Annotated in this window: 15 protein-coding genes; 4 read left to right on the top strand and 11 right to left on the bottom strand. The window is 61.0% G+C overall.

Features of this window, described 5'->3' with window-relative positions; translation table 11 throughout:
* Window position 1: 1 nt before the first annotated feature.
* From emhB to DJ564_RS07575, 4 genes are all read left to right on the top strand, one after another.
* Window positions 2-3,151, top strand: a complete 3,150-nt coding sequence (emhB, locus tag DJ564_RS07590; protein WP_109628328.1) for an efflux RND transporter permease subunit EmhB — start codon at window positions 2-4, stop codon at window positions 3,149-3,151.
* Entirely contained in the window at window positions 3,148-4,608 is a 1,461-nt protein-coding gene (gene emhC / locus DJ564_RS07585) for an efflux RND transporter outer membrane subunit EmhC (RefSeq protein WP_109628327.1), read from the top strand. The genes emhB and emhC overlap by 4 nt, the downstream gene beginning before the upstream one ends.
* 441 nt (window positions 4,609-5,049) lie before the next feature.
* Window positions 5,050-6,309 (top strand): OprD family porin, encoded by a 1,260-nt coding sequence (locus DJ564_RS07580; protein ID WP_109628326.1) that lies wholly within the window; start codon window positions 5,050-5,052, stop codon window positions 6,307-6,309.
* 300 nt (window positions 6,310-6,609) lie between these two features.
* Window positions 6,610-7,425 carry a methyltransferase domain-containing protein gene (locus DJ564_RS07575; RefSeq protein ID WP_109628325.1) on the top strand — a complete coding sequence of 272 codons (816 nt, stop codon included), beginning with the start codon at window positions 6,610-6,612 and terminating at the stop codon, window positions 7,423-7,425.
* A gap of 155 nt (window positions 7,426-7,580) precedes the next feature.
* On the opposite strand, the gene pcaC is transcribed toward DJ564_RS07575, so the two are convergent.
* The 11 genes from pcaC to pcaR all read right to left on the bottom strand — a co-directional run bounded on the left by pcaC (window position 7,581) and on the right by pcaR (window position 18,425).
* Window positions 7,581-7,973, bottom strand: a complete 393-nt coding sequence (pcaC, locus tag DJ564_RS07570) for a 4-carboxymuconolactone decarboxylase (protein WP_109628324.1) — start codon at window positions 7,971-7,973, stop codon at window positions 7,581-7,583.
* 10 nt (window positions 7,974-7,983) lie between these two features.
* A complete protein-coding gene (gene pcaD / locus DJ564_RS07565) occupies window positions 7,984-8,775 on the bottom strand; it encodes a 3-oxoadipate enol-lactonase (RefSeq protein WP_109628323.1) in 792 nt (263 codons plus the stop codon).
* A gap of 11 nt (window positions 8,776-8,786) precedes the next feature.
* The gene (locus tag DJ564_RS07560; protein ID WP_109628322.1) at window positions 8,787-10,151 is read right to left on the bottom strand and encodes a 3-carboxy-cis,cis-muconate cycloisomerase; all 1,365 of its coding nucleotides are present in this window, start codon (window positions 10,149-10,151) and stop codon (window positions 8,787-8,789) included.
* A 45-nt stretch (window positions 10,152-10,196) separates the two neighbouring features.
* A complete protein-coding gene (locus DJ564_RS07555; protein ID WP_109628321.1) occupies window positions 10,197-11,501 on the bottom strand; it encodes an MFS family transporter in 1,305 nt (434 codons plus the stop codon).
* A gap of 192 nt (window positions 11,502-11,693) precedes the next feature.
* On the bottom strand, window positions 11,694-12,260 hold the full coding sequence (gene pcaG / locus DJ564_RS07550; RefSeq protein ID WP_109628320.1) for a protocatechuate 3,4-dioxygenase subunit alpha: 567 nt from the start codon (window positions 12,258-12,260) through the stop codon (window positions 11,694-11,696).
* Window position 12,261: 1 nt separating this feature from the next.
* A complete protein-coding gene (gene pcaH, locus DJ564_RS07545) occupies window positions 12,262-12,966 on the bottom strand; it encodes a protocatechuate 3,4-dioxygenase subunit beta (RefSeq protein ID WP_109628319.1) in 705 nt (234 codons plus the stop codon).
* Between the two features lie 35 nt (window positions 12,967-13,001).
* Complete coding sequence (pcaF, locus tag DJ564_RS07540) at window positions 13,002-14,207, bottom strand: 3-oxoadipyl-CoA thiolase (RefSeq protein WP_178082286.1); 1,206 nt, start codon at window positions 14,205-14,207, stop codon at window positions 13,002-13,004.
* Entirely contained in the window at window positions 14,204-14,983 is a 780-nt protein-coding gene (locus DJ564_RS07535; RefSeq protein ID WP_109628317.1) for a CoA-transferase subunit beta, read from the bottom strand. The genes pcaF and DJ564_RS07535 overlap by 4 nt, the downstream gene beginning before the upstream one ends.
* On the bottom strand, window positions 14,983-15,840 hold the full coding sequence (locus DJ564_RS07530) for a CoA transferase subunit A (protein WP_059407998.1): 858 nt from the start codon (window positions 15,838-15,840) through the stop codon (window positions 14,983-14,985). Before DJ564_RS07530 ends, DJ564_RS07535 begins: the two co-directional genes overlap by 1 nt.
* 268 nt (window positions 15,841-16,108) lie before the next feature.
* The gene (locus DJ564_RS07525) at window positions 16,109-17,455 is read right to left on the bottom strand and encodes an MFS transporter (RefSeq protein WP_109628316.1); all 1,347 of its coding nucleotides are present in this window, start codon (window positions 17,453-17,455) and stop codon (window positions 16,109-16,111) included.
* A gap of 127 nt (window positions 17,456-17,582) precedes the next feature.
* Window positions 17,583-18,425, bottom strand: a complete 843-nt coding sequence (gene pcaR / locus DJ564_RS07520; RefSeq protein ID WP_010462552.1) for a pca regulon transcriptional regulator PcaR — start codon at window positions 18,423-18,425, stop codon at window positions 17,583-17,585.
* Window positions 18,426-18,685 lie beyond the last annotated feature (260 nt).

The raw sequence follows: 18,685 nt of genomic DNA, 5'->3' as shown, positions 1-18,685 counted from the left end.
CATGTCGAAATTTTTTATCGACCGTCCGATTTTCGCCTGGGTAATTGCCCTGGTGATCATGCTGGTCGGGGCACTCTCGATTCTCAAACTCCCGATCAACCAATACCCGAGCATTGCGCCTCCGGCCATTGCGATCCAGGTGACCTACCCAGGCGCGTCCGCACAAACCGTGCAGGACACCGTGGTTCAGGTCATCGAACAACAGCTCAACGGTATCGATAACCTGCGTTATGTCTCCTCGGAAAGTAACTCCGACGGCAGCATGACCATTACCGCGACTTTCGAGCAGGGCACCAACTCCGATACCGCGCAGGTTCAGGTCCAGAACAAACTGAACCTGGCCACCCCGCTGCTGCCGCAAGAAGTGCAGCAACAGGGTATCCGCGTGACCAAGGCCGTGAAGAACTTCCTGTTGGTGATCGGCGTGGTGTCGCGTGACGGCAGCATGACCAAGGACGACCTGTCCAACTACATCGTGTCGAACATGCAGGACCCGATCTCGCGGACCGCCGGTGTCGGTGACTTCCAGGTCTTCGGTTCCCAGTACGCGATGCGTGTCTGGCTCGACCCGGCCAAGCTGAACAACTTCAACCTGACGCCCGTGGACGTGAAAGCGGCTATCGCCGCGCAGAACATCCAGGTGTCCTCCGGTCAACTGGGCGGCCTGCCGGCTGCGCCTGGCCAGCAGTTGAACGCCACCATCATCGGCAAGACCCGTCTGCAGACCGCCGAGCAGTTCAACAAGATCCTGCTCAAGGTCAACAAGGACGGTTCGCAAGTGCGTCTGTCCGATGTCGCCGACGTAGGTCTGGGTGGTGAGAACTACAGCATCAACGCGCAGTTCAACGGTGCTCCGGCCTCCGGTCTGGCGGTGAAACTGGCCAACGGGGCCAACGCCCTCGACACCGCGAAAGCGCTGCGCAACACCATCAACACGCTCAAGCCGTTCTTCCCGCAAGGCATGGAAGTGGTCTTCCCGTACGACACCACCCCGGTGGTCACCGAGTCGATCAAGGGTGTGGTTGAAACCCTGGTCGAAGCGATCGTGCTGGTGTTCCTGGTGATGTTCCTGTTCCTGCAAAACTTCCGCGCCACCGTCATCACCACGATGACTGTGCCGGTGGTACTGCTGGGTACGTTCGGGATCCTCGCGGCGTTCGGTTTCAGCATCAACACCCTGACCATGTTCGGTATGGTGCTGGCCATCGGCTTGCTGGTGGACGATGCCATCGTCGTGGTGGAAAACGTCGAACGGGTCATGAGCGAAGAAGGCTTGTCACCCAAGGAGGCCACCAAGAAATCCATGGGGCAGATCCAGGGTGCGTTGGTCGGTATCGCCCTGGTGCTGTCGGCGGTACTGTTGCCGATGGCGTTCTTCAGCGGCTCCACGGGCGTGATCTACAAGCAGTTCTCGATCACCATCGTCTCGGCCATGGCGCTGTCCGTGTTGGTCGCACTGATCTTCACCCCGGCCCTTTGCGCCACCATGCTCAAGGCGATTCCGAAAGGCGAGCACGGCACACCGAAACGCGGCTTCTTCGGCTGGTTCAACCGCAGCTTTGACCGTGGTGTCAAAAGCTACGAGCGTGGCGTCGGCAACATGCTCACGCACAAAGCGCCGTACCTGCTGGCCTACCTGATCATTGTCGTCGGCATGATCTGGCTGTTCACCCGCATTCCAACGGCGTTCCTGCCGGAAGAAGACCAGGGCGTGCTGTTTGCCCAGGTGCAAACCCCGGCCGGCTCCAGCGCCGAGCGCACGCAGGTGGTGATCGATGAGATGCGCTCCTACCTGCTGGATAAGGAATCGAGCGCTGTAGCCTCGGTCTTTACGGTCAACGGCTTCAACTTCGCCGGTCGTGGCCAAAGCTCGGGCCTGGCGTTCATCATGCTCAAGCCGTGGGATCAGCGGGATGCGGACAACAGCGTGTTCAAACTCGCCGCCCGCGCCCAGCAGCACTTCTTCACCTTCCGCGATGCGATGGTGTTCGCCTTCGCGCCACCGGCGGTACTGGAGTTGGGTAACGCCACCGGTTTCGACGTGTTCCTGCAAGACCGTGCCGGTATCGGTCACGAAAAGTTGATGGAAGCTCGCAACCAGTTCCTCGGCATGGCGGCGCAGAGCAAGGTGCTCTATCAGGTGCGTCCGAACGGCTTGAACGACGAGCCGCAATACCAGTTGGAAATCGATGACGAGAAGGCCAGCGCCCTGGGCCTGACCCTCACCGACATCAACAGCACCCTGTCGATTGCCTTGGGCAGTAGCTACGTCAACGACTTCATCGACCGTGGTCGGGTGAAGAAAGTCTACGTGCAAGGTCAGCCCAATTCGCGCATGAGCCCGGAAGACATCAAGAAATGGTATGTGCGTAACGCCGCAGGCACCATGGTGCCCTTCTCGGCCTTCGCCAAGGGCGAGTGGATCTACGGCGCGCCGAAGCTTTCACGTTACAACGGCGTAGAAGCCATGGAAATCCTCGGCGCTCCGGCTCCGGGCTACTCCACCGGTGAAGCCATGGCGGAGGTCGAAGCCCTGGCGAAGAAACTGCCGGCCGGTGTCGGTATTTCCTGGACCGGTCTGTCGTACGAAGAGCGACTGTCCGGCTCACAAGCGCCCGCGCTGTACGCGTTGTCGCTGCTGATGGTGTTCCTCTGCCTGGCGGCGCTGTACGAAAGCTGGTCGATTCCGATCGCGGTGATGCTGGTGGTGCCTTTGGGGATCATCGGGGCACTGTTGGCCACCAGTCTGCGGGGGCTCTCCAACGACGTTTACTTCCAGGTGGGCCTGTTGACAACCATCGGTCTGGCGGCGAAAAACGCCATTCTGATCGTCGAGTTCGCCAAGGAACTGCATGAGCAAGGGCGTAGCCTGCGCGAAGCGGCGATCGAAGCGTGCCGGATGCGTTTGCGACCGATCATCATGACCTCGCTCGCCTTCGTCCTCGGCGTAGTACCGCTGGCGATTTCCACCGGCGCAGGTTCAGGTAGCCAGCATGCGATCGGTACGGGCGTTATTGGCGGTATGATCACCGCCACGGTCCTGGCGATCTTCTGGGTCCCACTGTTCTTCGTCACCGTGTCGTCGATTGGCCAGCGCAAAAAAGCCGATCAGGACGATGCAATTGAACCTTCTAAAGAGGCTGGCCAATGAGCAAGTCGCTACTCTCCATCGCAGTTGCCGCCTTCGTGCTGAGCGGCTGCTCGCTGATCCCCGATTATCAGCAGCCTGATGCACCGGTGGCAGCGCAATACCCGCAGGGCCCGGCGTACTCGTCGGCCCAGGCGCCTGCACAGGCCGCCGCCGAACAGGGCTGGAAGCAGTTTTTCCATGACCCGGCACTGCAACAGCTGATCCAGGTCGCCCTGGAAAACAACCGTGACCTGCGTGTTGCGGCCCTGAACATCGACGCGTTCGCGGCTCAATACCGCATCCAGCGTGCCGATCTGTTCCCGGCGGTTTCGGCCAATGGCACCGGCAGCCGTCAGCGCCTACCGGCACGTGCTTCGCAGACCGGCGAAGCGGGTATCAGCAGTTCGTATTCGGCTACCGTCGGCATCAGCGCTTATGAACTCGACCTGTTCGGTCGGGTTCGCAGCCTGAGCGAAGAAGCCCTGCAGCAGTACTTCGCTACCGAAGAAGGTCGTCGCAGCACGCAGATCAGCCTGGTGGCCAGCGTGGCCAACGCCTACCTGACCTGGCAGGCGGACAAGGAACTGCTGAAACTGACTCAGGACACCCTTGGTGCATTCGAGGAGAGCTACAAGCTCACCTCGCGCAGCAACGAAGTCGGGGTCGCCTCGGCCCTGGACCTGGCCCAGTCGCGTACCTCGGTGGAAAACGCCCGGGCGCAATTGGCCAAGTACACCCGTCAGGTCGCGCAGGACGAAAACAGCCTGGTGCTGCTGCTCGGCACCGGCATCCCGGCCAATCTGCAAGCCGCCAAGCCACTGGCTGACGACCTGCTAAGCGACGTGCCGCCCGGTCTGCCATCGGACTTGCTGCAACGTCGTCCGGATATCCTCCAGGCCGAATACAACCTGAAAGCGGCCAACGCCAACATCGGCGCGGCACGGGCGGCGTTCTTCCCGAGCATCAGCCTGACGGCCAACGCCGGGACCTTGAGCCCGGACTTGTCCGGTCTGTTCAAGGGCGGTTCGGGCACCTGGTTGTTCTCGCCGCAGATAAACCTGCCGATCTTCAACGCCGGCAGCCTGCGCGCCAGCCTGGATTACTCGAAAATCCAGAAAGACATCGGCGTGGCGAACTACGAGAAGTCCATTCAAACGGCCTTCCAGGAAGTCGCCGACGGCCTGGCCGCCCGCCAGACCTACACCGATCAGTTGCAGGCCCAGCGTGATTTCGTCACCGCCAACCAGGACTACTACCGTCTGGCCGAGCGTCGCTACCGTATCGGTGTCGACAGCAACCTGACCTTCCTCGACGCCCAGCGTCAGCTGTTCAGTGCCCAACAGGTGCTGATCACTGATCGTCTGGCGCAGCTGGTCAGTGCGGTCAATCTGTACAAGGCATTGGGTGGTGGCTGGAACGAGCAGACGGCGAAAGTCGAACCACAGAAAGAAGAAGCGCCGAAGATGAAGTTGTTCTGATAGCGCTGTGAAAACATCAAGCCCACCTTTTGGTGGGCTTTTTGTTGGCGGCTGGAAAAGGTGTGTTGTCAGGGCTGGCCCCTTCGCGAGCAGACTCGCTCCTACAGGGGATCTGTATTTGCCAACAATCGCATGCACACAGAATGACCATTGTGGGAGCGAGCCTGCTCGCGATGAGGCAGGCACATACGACGCAGAACCTCAAACCAACATGCGTTCGATAACCGCCCAAAACCCGCTTTTCCCGATTGAACCATCCAGTCCATTCCCCGCACCATTCGTCGCACAAGACCAATAACATCAGGTTCGACACCATGCCCCCGCGCCCTGCCCTGTCCGGCTGATTCCGCTCCCGTTCTTCACCAATTCAAAACCTAGTCTGCAACCCGACGTTGCGGCAGTGCCCCGTTTCATCCCTAACAATTAGAGAGACCCGAGCCCATGACGCCTTCCACCGCGCAGTATTATTTCCCCAGCCTGATTGCCATCGCCCTGGCCAGCGCGGCCCTGCCCGCCATGGCTGAGGAATCGGGTTTTGTCGAAGGCGCCAAGGTCAACCTGAACCTGCGCAACTTCTACATCAACCGCAATTTCACCAACCCGACCAAGGCTCAGGGCAAGGCTGAAGAATGGACGCAAAGCTTCATTCTCGACGCCAAATCCGGCTTCACCCAGGGCACCGTCGGCTTCGGCATGGACGTGCTGGGGTTGTACTCGGTGAAGCTCGACGGCGGAAAAGGCACGGGCGGGACGCAGTTGCTGCCGCTGGATCACGACGGCCGCCCGGCGGACAACTTCGGGCGCACCAACGTGGCATTCAAGGCCAGGCTGTCGCAGACCGAAATCAAGGTGGGCGAATGGATGCCGGTGCTGCCGATCCTGCGCTCGGACGACGGTCGCTCCCTGCCGCAAACCTTCCGTGGCGGGCAGATCACCTCGAAAGAAATCGCCGGCCTGACGCTCTATGGCGGCCAGTTCCGCGCCAACAGCCCGCGCGACGACAGCAGCATGAACGATATGTCGATGACCGGAAAACCGACCTTCACCTCTGACCGCTTCAACTTCCAGGGCGGTGAATACGCCTTCAACGACAAGCGCACCCAGATCGGCCTGTGGAATGCCGAACTCAAAGACATTTACAGCCAGCAATACGTAAACCTGATTCACAGTCAGCCCATCGGCGACTGGACGCTGGGCGCCAACCTGGGTTTCTTTTATGGCCAGGAAGACGGCAGCGCCCGGGCCGGCGACCTGGACAACAAGACCTGGTCAGGCCTGTTCTCGGCCAAATACGGCGGTCACACCTTTTACGTCGGCCTGCAAAAACTCACCGGCGACAGCGCCTGGATGCGGGTCAACGGCACCAGCGGCGGCACCCTGGCCAACGACAGCTACAACGCCAGTTATGACAACGCCCGGGAAAAATCCTGGCAGGTGCGCCACGACTACAACTTCGTCGCCCTCGGCATCCCCGGCCTGACCCTGATGAACCGCTACATCAGCGGCGACAACGTGCACACCGGCACCATCACCGACGGCAAGGAATGGGGCCGCGAAAGCGAACTGGGCTACACCGTGCAAAGCGGCGTGCTCAAGGACCTGAACGTCAAATGGCGCAACTCGACGATGCGCCGGGACTTCAGCAATAACGAGTTCGATGAGAACCGGTTGATCGTCAGCTATCCGATCAGTTTGTTGTAAGTCTCAAGGGCACCTTCGCGGGCAAGCCTTGCTCCTACAGGTCACGGGTTGGCTGCAACATTGGCGGCCAACTCGATTTCTGCAGGAGCAAGGCTTGCCCGCGAAGAACGATAGCGCGGCATCTAGCCGGCCGCCTGTCAGCTAGCCTGGCGCTTTACCAACGATCCATTACAGAGAAAAACCTGACAGGAGTCAGGCGAACTCAACCCTTCCCACTTCCGTTATCTGTTGATGTTGGTCCGCAAGACTTGAGCCAGGCTGTCATCGGAAGACACCACTTGATCACCAGAGGACCACCTCATGATCACGCCACTCAAATCGGCTCCCGTCAAAAGCGACTGGGATGCCAAGGCCTACCAGCAATTCTCCCGGCTTCGACAACGGCCGGTGATCGAGCTACTCGACCGCGTCGACCTTGAAAACCCCAAACGCATCTACGACCTCGGCTGCGGGACCGGCATTGCGACGCAAGCTTTGGCCAAACGCTGGCCCCCTGCGTACCTGATGGGCATCGACAGTTCGGAGAAGATGCTTCAGGAGGCGCAATGCTTGCCGATCAAGGCGCTGTGGAAGCAGTGCGATCTACAGAACTGGCAGCCGGAGCAACCCGCCGACCTGCTCTTTGCCGCCTCAGTGCTGCATTTCATCGACAATCACGAACAGCTTCTGCCGCGCTTGCTCGGTTATCTCAACCCGGGTGGTTGTCTGGCGGCGCACATGCCCGACTGGCGGGATGCGGTGTGGTATCAACTGGTGCTCGACACCCTCAACGATGGTGGCTCCGACGGCAAACCGCTCGGCTCCCCGCAACTGCGCGAGAGGATGGCGGCGCGGCCGTTGCTGTCGCTGGAAAATTACCACCGGTTGCTCTCAACGATTACCCGGACACTGGATATCTGGGAAACCTCGCAGTTGCAGGTCGTGGACGGCAAGTCGCCGATTTATGACTGGATCAAGGTCTCGGCCTTGCGGACGGTGATGCAAGGGTTGAAGGACGAGGAACAGGCGCGGTTCATCTATCACTTCATGATGCGGGTGCATGCGCATTACCCCCATGAGAGCGATGGGCGCACGTTGTTTCCGTTCAAGCGGATCTTCATTGTCGCGACCGTTTAAATTTCGAAATTGATGCAGGCTGACCCACCGCCTTCGCGGGCAAGCCCGCTCCCACAGTGGTCCGGTGTGAACACAAGTTTCGTATTCACTGAAGATCCCTGTGGGAGCGGGTTTGCCCGCGAAGGCGTCAGCTCAGACACCGCAAATCGCCAGGATCACTCCCGGGATTCGACGCCAAGCTCATCCCAAACCGACTCCGCCAAATGAAACGTCGCGTTGGCCGCCGGAATACCGCAGTAGATCGCGCTCTGCATGATCACTTCCTTGATCTCGTCGCGGGTCACGCCGTTGTTGGCGGCGGCGCGCAGGTGCAGTTTGAGTTCTTCGTTGCGGTTCATGCCGATCAACATCGCGATGGTGATCAGGCTGCGGGTATGGCGCGGCAGGCCTGGGCGGGTCCAGATGTCGCCCCAGGCATGACGGGTGATCATTTCCTGAAACTCCGAGTTGAACTCGGTCAGCGCATTCAGGCTGCGATCGACATGGGCGTCGCCAAGCACCGCGCGACGAACTTCCAGGCCTTCGTCGTAACGTTGTTTCTCGTCCACAACAATCCCCTTAATCAGCTGACAAAAACGTCAGGACCCGGTCGCTGAACGCAGCACCGGCCTGGACGTTGGACAAATGCGCGGCGTAGAACTCGGCGTACTCGGCGCCCTGCACATGCTCCTGGATAAAGTGCCCACCGGACGGCGGCGTCACCGCGTCTTCAGTGCCGGCGATGACCAGCAGCGGCACCTTGATCGCGGACAGCTGATCGCGGAAGTCGGCATCGCGCACGGCCGCGCAATTGGCGGCATAGCCTTGCGGCGAAGTGGCCGCGAGCATGTCGGTAATACGCTTCGCAGCAGCCGGATTGGCCTCGGCAAAGTCAGGGGTAAACCAGCGCGCAATCGATGCATCGCGCAAGGCGACCATCGCGACCGGACCGTCCCGCAGCACGGTTTCAATCCGTGGGTTCCACACCGACGGATCGCCGATTTTCGCGGCGGTGTTGCACACCACCAGTTTGTTCAGCCGCTCGCCGGCGTTGATGCCCAGCCACTGGCCGATCAAACCACCCATGGACAGACCGCAAAAATGCGCACGCTCGATGTGCAGCGCATCCAGCAGCGCCAGCACGTCGCGGCCCAGTTGCTCGATGCTGTAAGGCCCCGGCGTGACCAGCGATTGGCCGTGACCCCGGGTGTCGAAACGCAACACGCGCAAATGCTCGGAGAATGCGGCGATTTGCGCGTCCCACATGTGCAGGTCGGTGCCCAGCGAATTGGACAACACCAGCACCGGCGCATCGTCTGGTCCATCGAGTTGGTAATGCAGTTCGCCCTCGGCGAGTTGTACGAAAGCCACAGCAATCTCCTTCAGGCAGTCAACGCAGAGTGTTCAGCCACCGCTCGCTTGACCCAGGCATGGGCCTGACCGAGGTAATGGGCGGGGTCCAGCAGACGATCGAGTTCAATGTCAGACAGCTCGGCAGTCACTTGCGGCTCGTCGCCGAGTACCGCTCGCAAGTGCCGTTGCTCGGCCACCGCACGTTTGCAGCATTGCTCCAGCAGATGGTGCGCGGTATCGCGCCCTAACCGTTGCGCGAGGACGATGCTCACCGCTTCGGCCAGCACCAGGCCTTGGGTCAGGTCGAGGTTGCGGGCCATACGATCGGCGTCGACTTCCAGTCCGTCCGCCACCAGCAACGCTTGTTTGAGGCTGCCGGACACCAGGCAGCAAATCTCCGGCAGGGTTTCCCATTCGGCATGCCACAGGCCCAGGCTGCGCTCGTGTTCCTGCGGCATGGCGCTGAACAGAGTCGAGAGCAAACCGGGAACCCGGGTCGCCGCACCGATCAGCACCGCGGCGCCGACGGGGTTGCGTTTGTGCGGCATCGTCGACGAACCGCCCTTGCCTGGTGCCGACGGCTCGAACACTTCGCCGGCTTCGGTCTGCATCAACAGGCTGATGTCGCGGCCGAGTTTGCCGAGGCTGCCGGCGATCAAACCGAGCACTGCGCCGAACTCCACCAGGCGATCACGCTGGGTGTGCCAGGGTTGATCCGGCAATGTCAGTTGCAGCTCACCGGCCAAGGCTTCGGCAATTGGAATCGCCTGCTCGCCGAGGGCCGCGAGGGTTCCGGAGGCGCCGCCGAATTGCAGCACCAGCAGGCGTGGTTTGAGTTCTTGCAGACGTTGCCGACTGCGGGTCACAGCGCCCAGCCAACCGGCGATTTTCATGCCGAGGGTGACGGGCGTTGCGTGTTGCAACCAAGTGCGCCCGGCCAGCGGCGTGGCAACGAAGCGCAGCGCCTGGGTCGCCAGCGTTTCACCCAGTTGCGCCAGATCGCTTTCGATCAGTTCCAGCGCGCGGCGCAGTTGCAACACCAGTCCCGTGTCCATCACGTCCTGACTGGTCGCGCCCAGATGCACATAGCGCTCGGCTTCAGCATCGGTGGTCGCGATCTGTTTACCCAACGCCTTGACCAGCGGAATCGCCGAATTGCCCGCCGTGGCAATCGCCTCGCCGAGCGCAGCAAAGTCGTAATGCCCTGCGACACAAGCCGCTTCAATCGATGCGACAACCGATTGCGGAATCAAGCCCACCCGCGCCTCGGCCCGGGCCAGTGCCGATTCGAAATCGAGCATGGCCTGAACCCGGCCCTGATCGCAGAACACTTCTCGCATGTCGCGGGCGGTGAAATAGGCATCGAACAGTTGATTGCCCGGTCGCTGGTTCATAAACAGTTCCTGAAAGCGCGGGCCGGTCGGGCCCACGCGGATGGATCAAAGGTCGTGGTGCAAATACTTGGCCTGTTTCGGCAGGCGCAGGCTGAACAGGAACGCCACCGCCATCATCACCGTCACGTACCAGTAGAAGGAGTTTTCCATGCCCACGGCTTTCAGGCTCAGGGCCACATATTCCGCCGAGCCACCGAAGATCGCGTTGGCTACCGCGTACGCCAGGCCGACCCCCAGTGCGCGCACTTCCGGCGGGAACATTTCGGCTTTTACAAGGCCACTGATCGAGGTGTAGAAACTGACAATGGCCAGCGCCACGGTAATCAGCACAAAGGCGAGGAACGGACTGCTGACACTTTTCAGGCTCAGCAGGATCGGCACGGTGCACAGCGTCCCGAGGGCGCCGAACCACAGCATCGAATTACGGCGGCCGATCTTGTCCGCGAGCATGCCGAACAGCGGCTGCATGCACATATAAAGGAACAGCGCGCCAGTCATGATGTAGCTCGCGGTCTTGGCGTGCATGCCGGCGGTGTTCACCAGGTACTTCTGCATGTACGTGGTGAAAGTGTAGAAAATCAGCGAGCCACCGGCGGTGTATCCGAGCACGGTAATAAACGCGGCTTTGTGGTCGCGGAACAACGCGCGGATGCTGCCGGCATCCTTGTTGTCGCGCATTTCCTTGCTGGTGGTTTCCTTGAGCGAGCGACGCAGGAACAGCGAGATCAATGCGGCCACAGCACCAACCACAAACGGAATCCGCCAGCCGTAGGCACGCAGGTCATCTTCGGTGAGGAACTGCTGCAGGACCACCACCAGCGACACCGCCAGCAACTGCCCACCGATCAGCGTCACGTACTGGAACGAGGCGAAGAAACCGCGCTGGCCCTTGAGGGCGACTTCGCTCATGTAGGTCGCGGTGGTGCCGTACTCCCCGCCCACCGACAGGCCCTGCAGCAAGCGGGCGAACAACAGCATGATCGGCGCCCAGACGCCGATGTCCTTGTAGGTCGGCAGGCAGGCGATGAGCAACGAGCCGAAGCACATCATCAGAATCGAGATCAGCATCGAATTCTTGCGCCCGTGCTTGTCCGCGACACGGCCGAAAATCCAGCCGCCAATCGGTCGCATCAGGAACCCGGCCGCGAACACGCCAGCCGTGTTGACCAGCTGCACAGTCGGGTTATCGGACGGAAAAAAGGCCGGCGCGAAGTAGATCGCGCAAAAGGCGTAGACGTAGAAGTCGAACCATTCAACGAGGTTGCCGGACGAGGCACCGACAATCGCGAAGATGCGCTTGCTGCGCTCTTCGCCGGTGTAATGCGCTGGAATAGCGGTGGGGGTTGTCATTGATTTTCACTCTTTGGGGACCATGACATTCTAGACACACTTTGCAACAGTCTCGTTCCACAGATAGATCCGCAACACCAATCCCTGTGGGAGCGGGCTTGCCCGCGATAGCGTTGGGTCAGCCACCTTTTATGCTGGATGTGACTCAGTCATCGCGGGCAAGCCCGCTCCCACAGGTTTTTGTGTTGTTACTCAGTAATCGAAGAACACCGTCTCGGCATCCGTGCCTTGCAGGATCACATTCCACTGGTACACACCGGACGCATCCTGCTTCGCCAACAAGGTACTGCGGCGTTCAGCCGGCACACACTCCAGCAGCGGATCCTCGACGTTCGCCGATTCGCCCTCAAAGTAAATCCGCGTCAGCAAGTGCTTCACCAACCCGCGAGCAAACACCAGCACCACCAGGTGCGGCGCCTGGGTCGAGCCCTTCAGGCCTTCCACGGTGCCTGGCTTAATGGTGGTGAAACGAAAACGCCCTTCGGCATCCACCGGCACCCGGCCGAAGCCTTCGAAGTTCGGGTCCAGGGGTTTGGCCTGGTCGTCTTCGGGGTGGTCGTACTTGCCGGCAGCGTTGGCCTGCCAGACTTCCAGCATCGCGTCGTTGACGAAGTCGCCGTTGCCATCGACGACTTGCCCGGTGATTGACACGCGCTCGCCGAGGGTTTGTTCGACGGTCAGGTCTTCGCGGTTCAGCCAGGTCAGGCCGATGTGGTAATACGGCCCGACGGTGTGGGACGTGGTCGCGTTCAGCGTCATCTTATTTCTCCATCGGCGTGGCTTCGCGGCCGCGCAAGACGATGTCCCAGCGATAACCGAGGGCATAGGAAGGGATGGTTTTTTCCAGATCGAACATCGCGATCAAACGCTCTTTGGCACGGGTGTCCGGCACGCAGTTATAGATCGGGTCATAAGCCAGCAACGGGTCGCCAGGGAAATACATCTGCGTGACCAGGCGCGTCAGGATGCTCGGCCCGAACAGCGAGAAATGGATGTGCGCCGGGCGCCACGCATTGTGGTGATTGCCCCATGGGTAAGCGCCGGGCTTGATGGTCTGGAACTGGTACCAGCCATCGGCGTCGGTCACGGTGCGGCCGGTGCCGGTGAAGTTCGGGTCCAGCGGCGCATCGTGCAGGTCGCGGGCATGGTTGTAGCGACCGGCGGCATTGGCCTGCCAGATCTCCACCAGAATCCCCGGGACAGGCAAGCCGTCTTCATCCAGCACGCGGCCGTGGATGATGATGCGCTCACCCAACGGTTCGCCCTGGTGTTGGGCGGTCAGGTCGTTGTCCTTCTCGCTAACACGCTCGGCGCCGATGGTCGGGCCGGTGATTTCCGACAATGAATGAGGCAAAAACACCAACGGCTTGGACGGCGCGCGACGGTTGGTGGATTGATAAGTCGGGTGCAGGTACTCCGGCTGGGTGCCTTCCTGTGGGCGACGGTAACCAGGCTTGTCAGTCATTTCGCTTTCCTCTGTTCTTATGAGTCTGCCGGGCGTCAGACGCGCTCGATGGCCAAGGCCAGGCCCTGGCCGACACCGACGCACATGGTCGCCAGACCTTTCTTGCCACCGGTTTTTTCAAGCTGATGCAACGCGGTCAGGACCAGACGCGCACCGCTCATGCCCAACGGATGGCCCAAGGCAATGGCGCCACCGTTCGGATTGACCTGAGCCGCATCGTCCGCCAGCCCCAGCTCGCGCAGCACCGCTAAACCTTGGCTGGCGAAGGCTTCATTGAGTTCGATCACGTCGAAATCGTTGACCGCCAGACCGAGGCGCTCGATCAGTTTGCGCACCGCCGGCACCGGGCCGATGCCCATCACCCGTGGTGCGACGCCGGCGCTCGCCATGCCCAGCACTTTGGCGCGGGCGGTCAGGCCGTGTTTCTTCACCGCTTCGGCGGAGGCCAGAATCAGCGCCGCCGCACCGTCGTTCACGCCCGAGGCATTGCCGGCGGTGACGGTTTTGTCAAGACCGTTGACCGGTTTCAGTCTGGCCAGGGTTTCAAGGGTGGTGTCGGCACGTGGATGCTCATCCTGACTGACGACGGTGTCCCCTTTCTTGTGGGCAATCCGCACTTCAACGATTTCTTCAGCGAAAAATCCTGCAGCTTGTGCGGCGGCCGTGCGCTGCTGACTGCGCAGGGCGAAAGCGTCCTGATCCTCGCGGGAAACTTCGTAGTCGTCCGCCACGTTGTCAGCGGTTTGCGGCATCGCATCGACACCGTATTGGGCTTTCATCAACGGGTTGATGAAACGCCAGCCGATGGTGGTGTCTTCCAGCTTCATGTTGCGCGAGAACGCCGCATCGGCCTTGCCCATCACGAACGGTGCGCGGGACATCGACTCGACGCCGCCGGCAATCGCCAGCTCCATTTCACCGCTGGCGATGGCGCGGAATGCGGTGCCGATGGCATCCATACCCGAGGCGCAGAGGCGATTGAGCGTAACGCCGGGAATGCTTTCCGGCAGCCCGGCCAGCAGCAGCGCCATGCGTGCAACGTTGCGATTGTCTTCGCCGGCCTGGTTGGCGCAACCGAGGAACACCTCGTCCACGGCTGTCCAGTCCACCGACGGGTTGCGCTCGATCAAGGCCTTGATCGGCACGGCAGCCAGGTCGTCAGCACGAACCGCCGACAGGCCACCACCGAAACGACCGATGGGGGTGCGAATTGCATCGCAGATATAAACGTCGCGCATCACGCTTCTCCGGGGGCTTGGCCGTGGGCGGCGGCGGTGCGGGCTTCCAGATCCCTGAGCGCCTTCAATTCAACGTCGGTGGGCTCGGCGGTATTTTCAACCGTGTCTGCGAAACGAATCGCCCAACCGGTGGCGGCAATCACTTGCTCGCGGGTCACGCCGGGGTGCAGCGCGGTGACCACGAATTCATGGGTGTCCGCTTCCGGCTCCATGATGCACAGGTCGGTGATGATGCCGACAGGACCTGCGCCCGGCAGGCCGAGACGCTTGCGCGAATCACCGCCCTCGCCGTGGCCGACCGAGGTAATGAAGTCGAGCTTGTCGACAAAGGAACGCGCGGACTGTTTAAGGATGATCAAAACGCTTTTGGCCGAACCGGCAATCTCCGGCGCGCCACCGGCACCCGGCAGGCGCACTTTCGGCGCGTGGTAATCGCCGACCACGGTGGTGTTGATGTTGCCGAAACGGTCGACCTGCGCGGCGCCGAGAAAACCGACGTCGATGCGTCCGCCCTGCAACCAGTAGCGAAAAATCTCACCGGTCGGAACGACGGTGTCGGCGGTTTCCGCCAGTTCACCGTCGCCGATCGACAGCGGCAGTACGCTCGGCTTGGCACCGATCGGACCCGATTCGTAGATCAGGACCACATCCGGCGAAGACGTCAGGCGCGCCAGGTTGGCAGCTTTCGACGGCAGGCCGATGCCGACGAAGCACACCGAACCGTTTTTCAGACGGCGGGCCGCGGCGACGGTCATCATTTCATTGGTGGTGTAAGTCATTACTTGGCCTCCGAAGCAGCGGCCAGCTTGGCCTGGAACTCGCTGAAGTCAGCGCAGCCATGGATGTATTCGTTGATCCACGCGGTGAAGGTGTCACGGTCGCGGGCAATCGGGTCCCAGGCCTGGTAGAAGCGGTTGTCACGCTCGTTGTAACCGTGGGCGTAGGACGGATGCGCGCCGCCAGGGACGTGGCACACCGCGCTCAAGGCCCAGGTCGGCAACACGCAGGAATTCATCGGTGCATTGAGGTCGTCGACGATTTCTTCGACGGTAACGATGCAGCGCTTGGCGGCCAACGCCGCTTCTTTCTGCACGCCGAGAATGCCCCACAGCAGCACGTTGCCTTTGCGGTCGGCTTTCTGCGCGTGAATCACGGTGATGTCCGGGCGCACCGATGGCACCGCAGCCAACACTTCGCCGGTAAACGGGCAGGTAACAGTTTTGATCAGCGGGTTGACCTTCGGCAGGTCGGAACCGGCGTAGGCACGCAGCACCGCGAACGGTAGGCCGGAGGCGCCAGCGACGTAGGCATTGGCCAGGTCGGCGTGGCTGTGTTCTTCGATTTCCAGCGCATGCGGCCACTGTTTCTCTACGGCGTCACGCAGACGGTGCAACGAACCGACACCCGGGTTGCCGCCCCAGGAGAAAATCAGCTTGCGAGCACAACCGGCGCCGATCAACTGGTCGTAGATCAGGTCAGGCGTCATCCGCACCAGCGTCAGGTCTTTCTTGCCCTGACGAATGATTTCGTGACCCGCCGCCGTAGGGATCAGGTGAGTGAAGCCTTCGAGCGCGACGGTGTCGCCGTCGTTGACGAATTGCTTCACCGCGTCGTGCAGCGAAAGGATTTCAGCCATGGGGCAGGCTCCCGTTTTGTTATGAACCGACAGTGGATAAAAAAGGCGCGAGGTTCAGCGCCGGAATGACTGAAGGTTAAGCCTGTGCAAAACGCCAAACAATCCGATAATCGACTGAGTGTTCGTTTATCGAACAGATTGTTGTCTCGCTACCGATCCCATAAAGCATCGCGGGCAAGCCCTCCCACAGGTTGATGCGCAATCCTTGTGGGAGCGGGCTTGCCCGCGAAGAGGCCCTCAAACGCGCCAAAGAATCTGGATCAGGCTGTCAGGTCGCATCCGCATGACTGACCATGCCCTTGATCACCACCGCCGTCGTCGCCAGCGCCGCCGGAATCACCAGCGCCGTCAGCACCTGTTCAAAATTCCAGCCCAACCCCAGCAACGTTGCGCCCATCCACGCCCCGAGGATCGCGCCGAACCGACCAATCCCCAGCATCCACGAGACCCCGGTCGCACGCCCTTGAGTCGGATAAAACCGCGCCGCCAGCGACGGCATCGCCGATTGCGCACCGTTGACGCACATCCCGGCCACCAGCACCAAGGTCGCCAGAATCGTGATGTTGCCCAGGCTCTGCCCTACCGCGTAGGCAAACACCCCGGCCATCAAGTAGAAAATGCCGATGACCTTGTGCGGATTGAACCGGTCCATCGCCCAGCCCACGCCCACTGCGCTCAGCACACCGCCAAACTGGAACAACGCCCCAATGAACGCCGCCTGCTCCATGCTCGCGCCGCTGTCACGCATCAGGGTCGGCAGCCAACTGGTCAGCAGGTAAACGATCACCAGGCCCATGAAGTAGGTCAGCCACAACAACAGGGTGCCGGTGCTATAGGTGCCGGAGAAAATCACGGCGAACACGTTGCGTGCCTTCACGGTTTTCTGTTCCGGCACGCTGAAGCTCGACGCCTGGGCGACAACGACTGGATCGATCGGTGCGAGGGTCTTGCGCACTTTGTCGGTGCCACGGTTTCGCACAACCAGGTAACGTGCCGACTCCGGCAGCCAGAACAGCAAGACAACGGCGAGGATCAGCGGCAGGATCCCGCCGATCAGCAGCAGACTGTGCCAGCCAAAGGCAGGAATCAGCTTGGCCGAGATAAACCCGCCACCGGCCATGCCGAGGTTGAAACCGCAGAACATGCTGGTCACCAGCAGGGATTTTTTTCGCTCCGGGGTGTATTCCGACAACAGCGTGGTGGCGTTCGGCATCCCGGCGCCGAGGCCCAGGCCGGTGAGGAAGCGCAGCACCAGCAATTGATCGACGTTGGTGCTGTACGCCGACGCCAGGCTGAAGGCCCCAAACAACAAAACTGCGCCGACCAGTACGACTTTTCGCCCAAAGCGGTCAGCCAAGGGACCGGAACCCAGTGCGCCGAAGACCATGCCGATCAGCGCCGCACTCATCACCGGGCCGAGACTGGCGCGGTCGATGCCCCAATCCTGCGACAAGGCAGGCGCGATAAAGCCCATGGCCGCAGTGTCGAGGCCATCGAGGAAGACAATCAGGAAACACAGGATCACCACTCGCCACTGGTAGCGCGAAATGGGTTGAGCATTGATGAAGGACTGCACATCGAGGCAGTTTCCTACAGCAGACTGAGGCTGGTTCATTATTTTTATTCCACGCAAGAACGCAGTCGGACAGGAGCCAGCCAAGGCTGGCGCTGCCGCGACATTAGAGATCTTGGGGAAACAGCGTCAATTCGATAAACGCGACTCTGTGCGTTTATCGAACAGCTTAGGCAAACAACTGGGCGCTGAGGTCGCGGCTGGCACTCAGCAGGCCAGGCAAGAAACGTTGCTCCAGCTCGTTGCGGCTGACCCGCCCGGCGTGGGTGCTGACGTTGAGCGCTGCGACCACCTGGCCGGAGGCGTCGTACACCGGAACGGCAATCGAGCGCAGGCCTTGCTCCAGTTCCTGATCGACGATGCACCAGCCCTGCTGCCGCACTTCCTGCAGGCATTCGAGTAGCGCTTCGGGGGTGTGCAAGGTTCGGCTGGTCTTGGCCTGGAACTCTGCATGGTCGAGGTATTCGCGCAGCGAGGTGTCGTCCAGTGCTGCAAGAAGGATCCTGCCCATGGACGTGCAATACGCCGGCAACCGCCCGCCCACCGACAGGTCGACGGAAATCAGGCGCTGGGTGGTCGCCGAGCGGGCGATGTACAAAATGTCGTCACCTTCCAGCGTGGCCATGTTGCAAGCCTCGTGAAGCTGCTCGCTCATGCGGTCCAGATACGGCTGGGCGGACACCGCCAGAGGCGTCGAGGACAAATAGGCATGGCCGAGCGTCAGCACTTTGGGCAGCAGCGAATAGGTGCGACCGTCAGTGGTGGCATAGCCGAGTTTTATCAGGGTGTGCAGGCAACGTCGCACAGCGGCGCGGGGAATTTCCGTGCGATGACTGATCTGGGCAATGGTCAGGTGTCGTTTGCGCTCCTGGAACGCTTGAACCACCGCCAGGCCGCGGGCCAGGGATGTCATGAAATCCGGATCACCGGTCAGGGCCTGGATTCGCTTCGCGGGCGAGGCCACGATCGGCGGCGCCACTGAAGCGAAGGAATTGCGCATTTGATCGTTCATTTCTGGTTCTTTTCCTACACGGATCAGCAGCTATTACATGCGGCTTCGGGTCCTGCACACAAGCCACAGGCCTCAAGATTGGGCGATTATCGAACCCTCGACCGATAATCGCAATCGATCTCGCAGGAGGATAGCTGCCTGCGCGCAAGATTTGCGCAGAGCTCGTTATATGCTTTTAGTCTTCACTGATTTAAGAGGGCTGATGTAAGGGGTTAACTTGTTCGACTTTATGGCGCCAGAAAGACATCGTTGCAATGTGA

This window comes from Pseudomonas sp. 31-12 (genome assembly GCF_003151075.1).
Classification (GTDB): domain Bacteria; phylum Pseudomonadota; class Gammaproteobacteria; order Pseudomonadales; family Pseudomonadaceae; genus Aquipseudomonas.
Note: the sequence above shows the minus strand (reverse complement) of the source record. Positions and strands in the feature narration are given on the sequence as shown.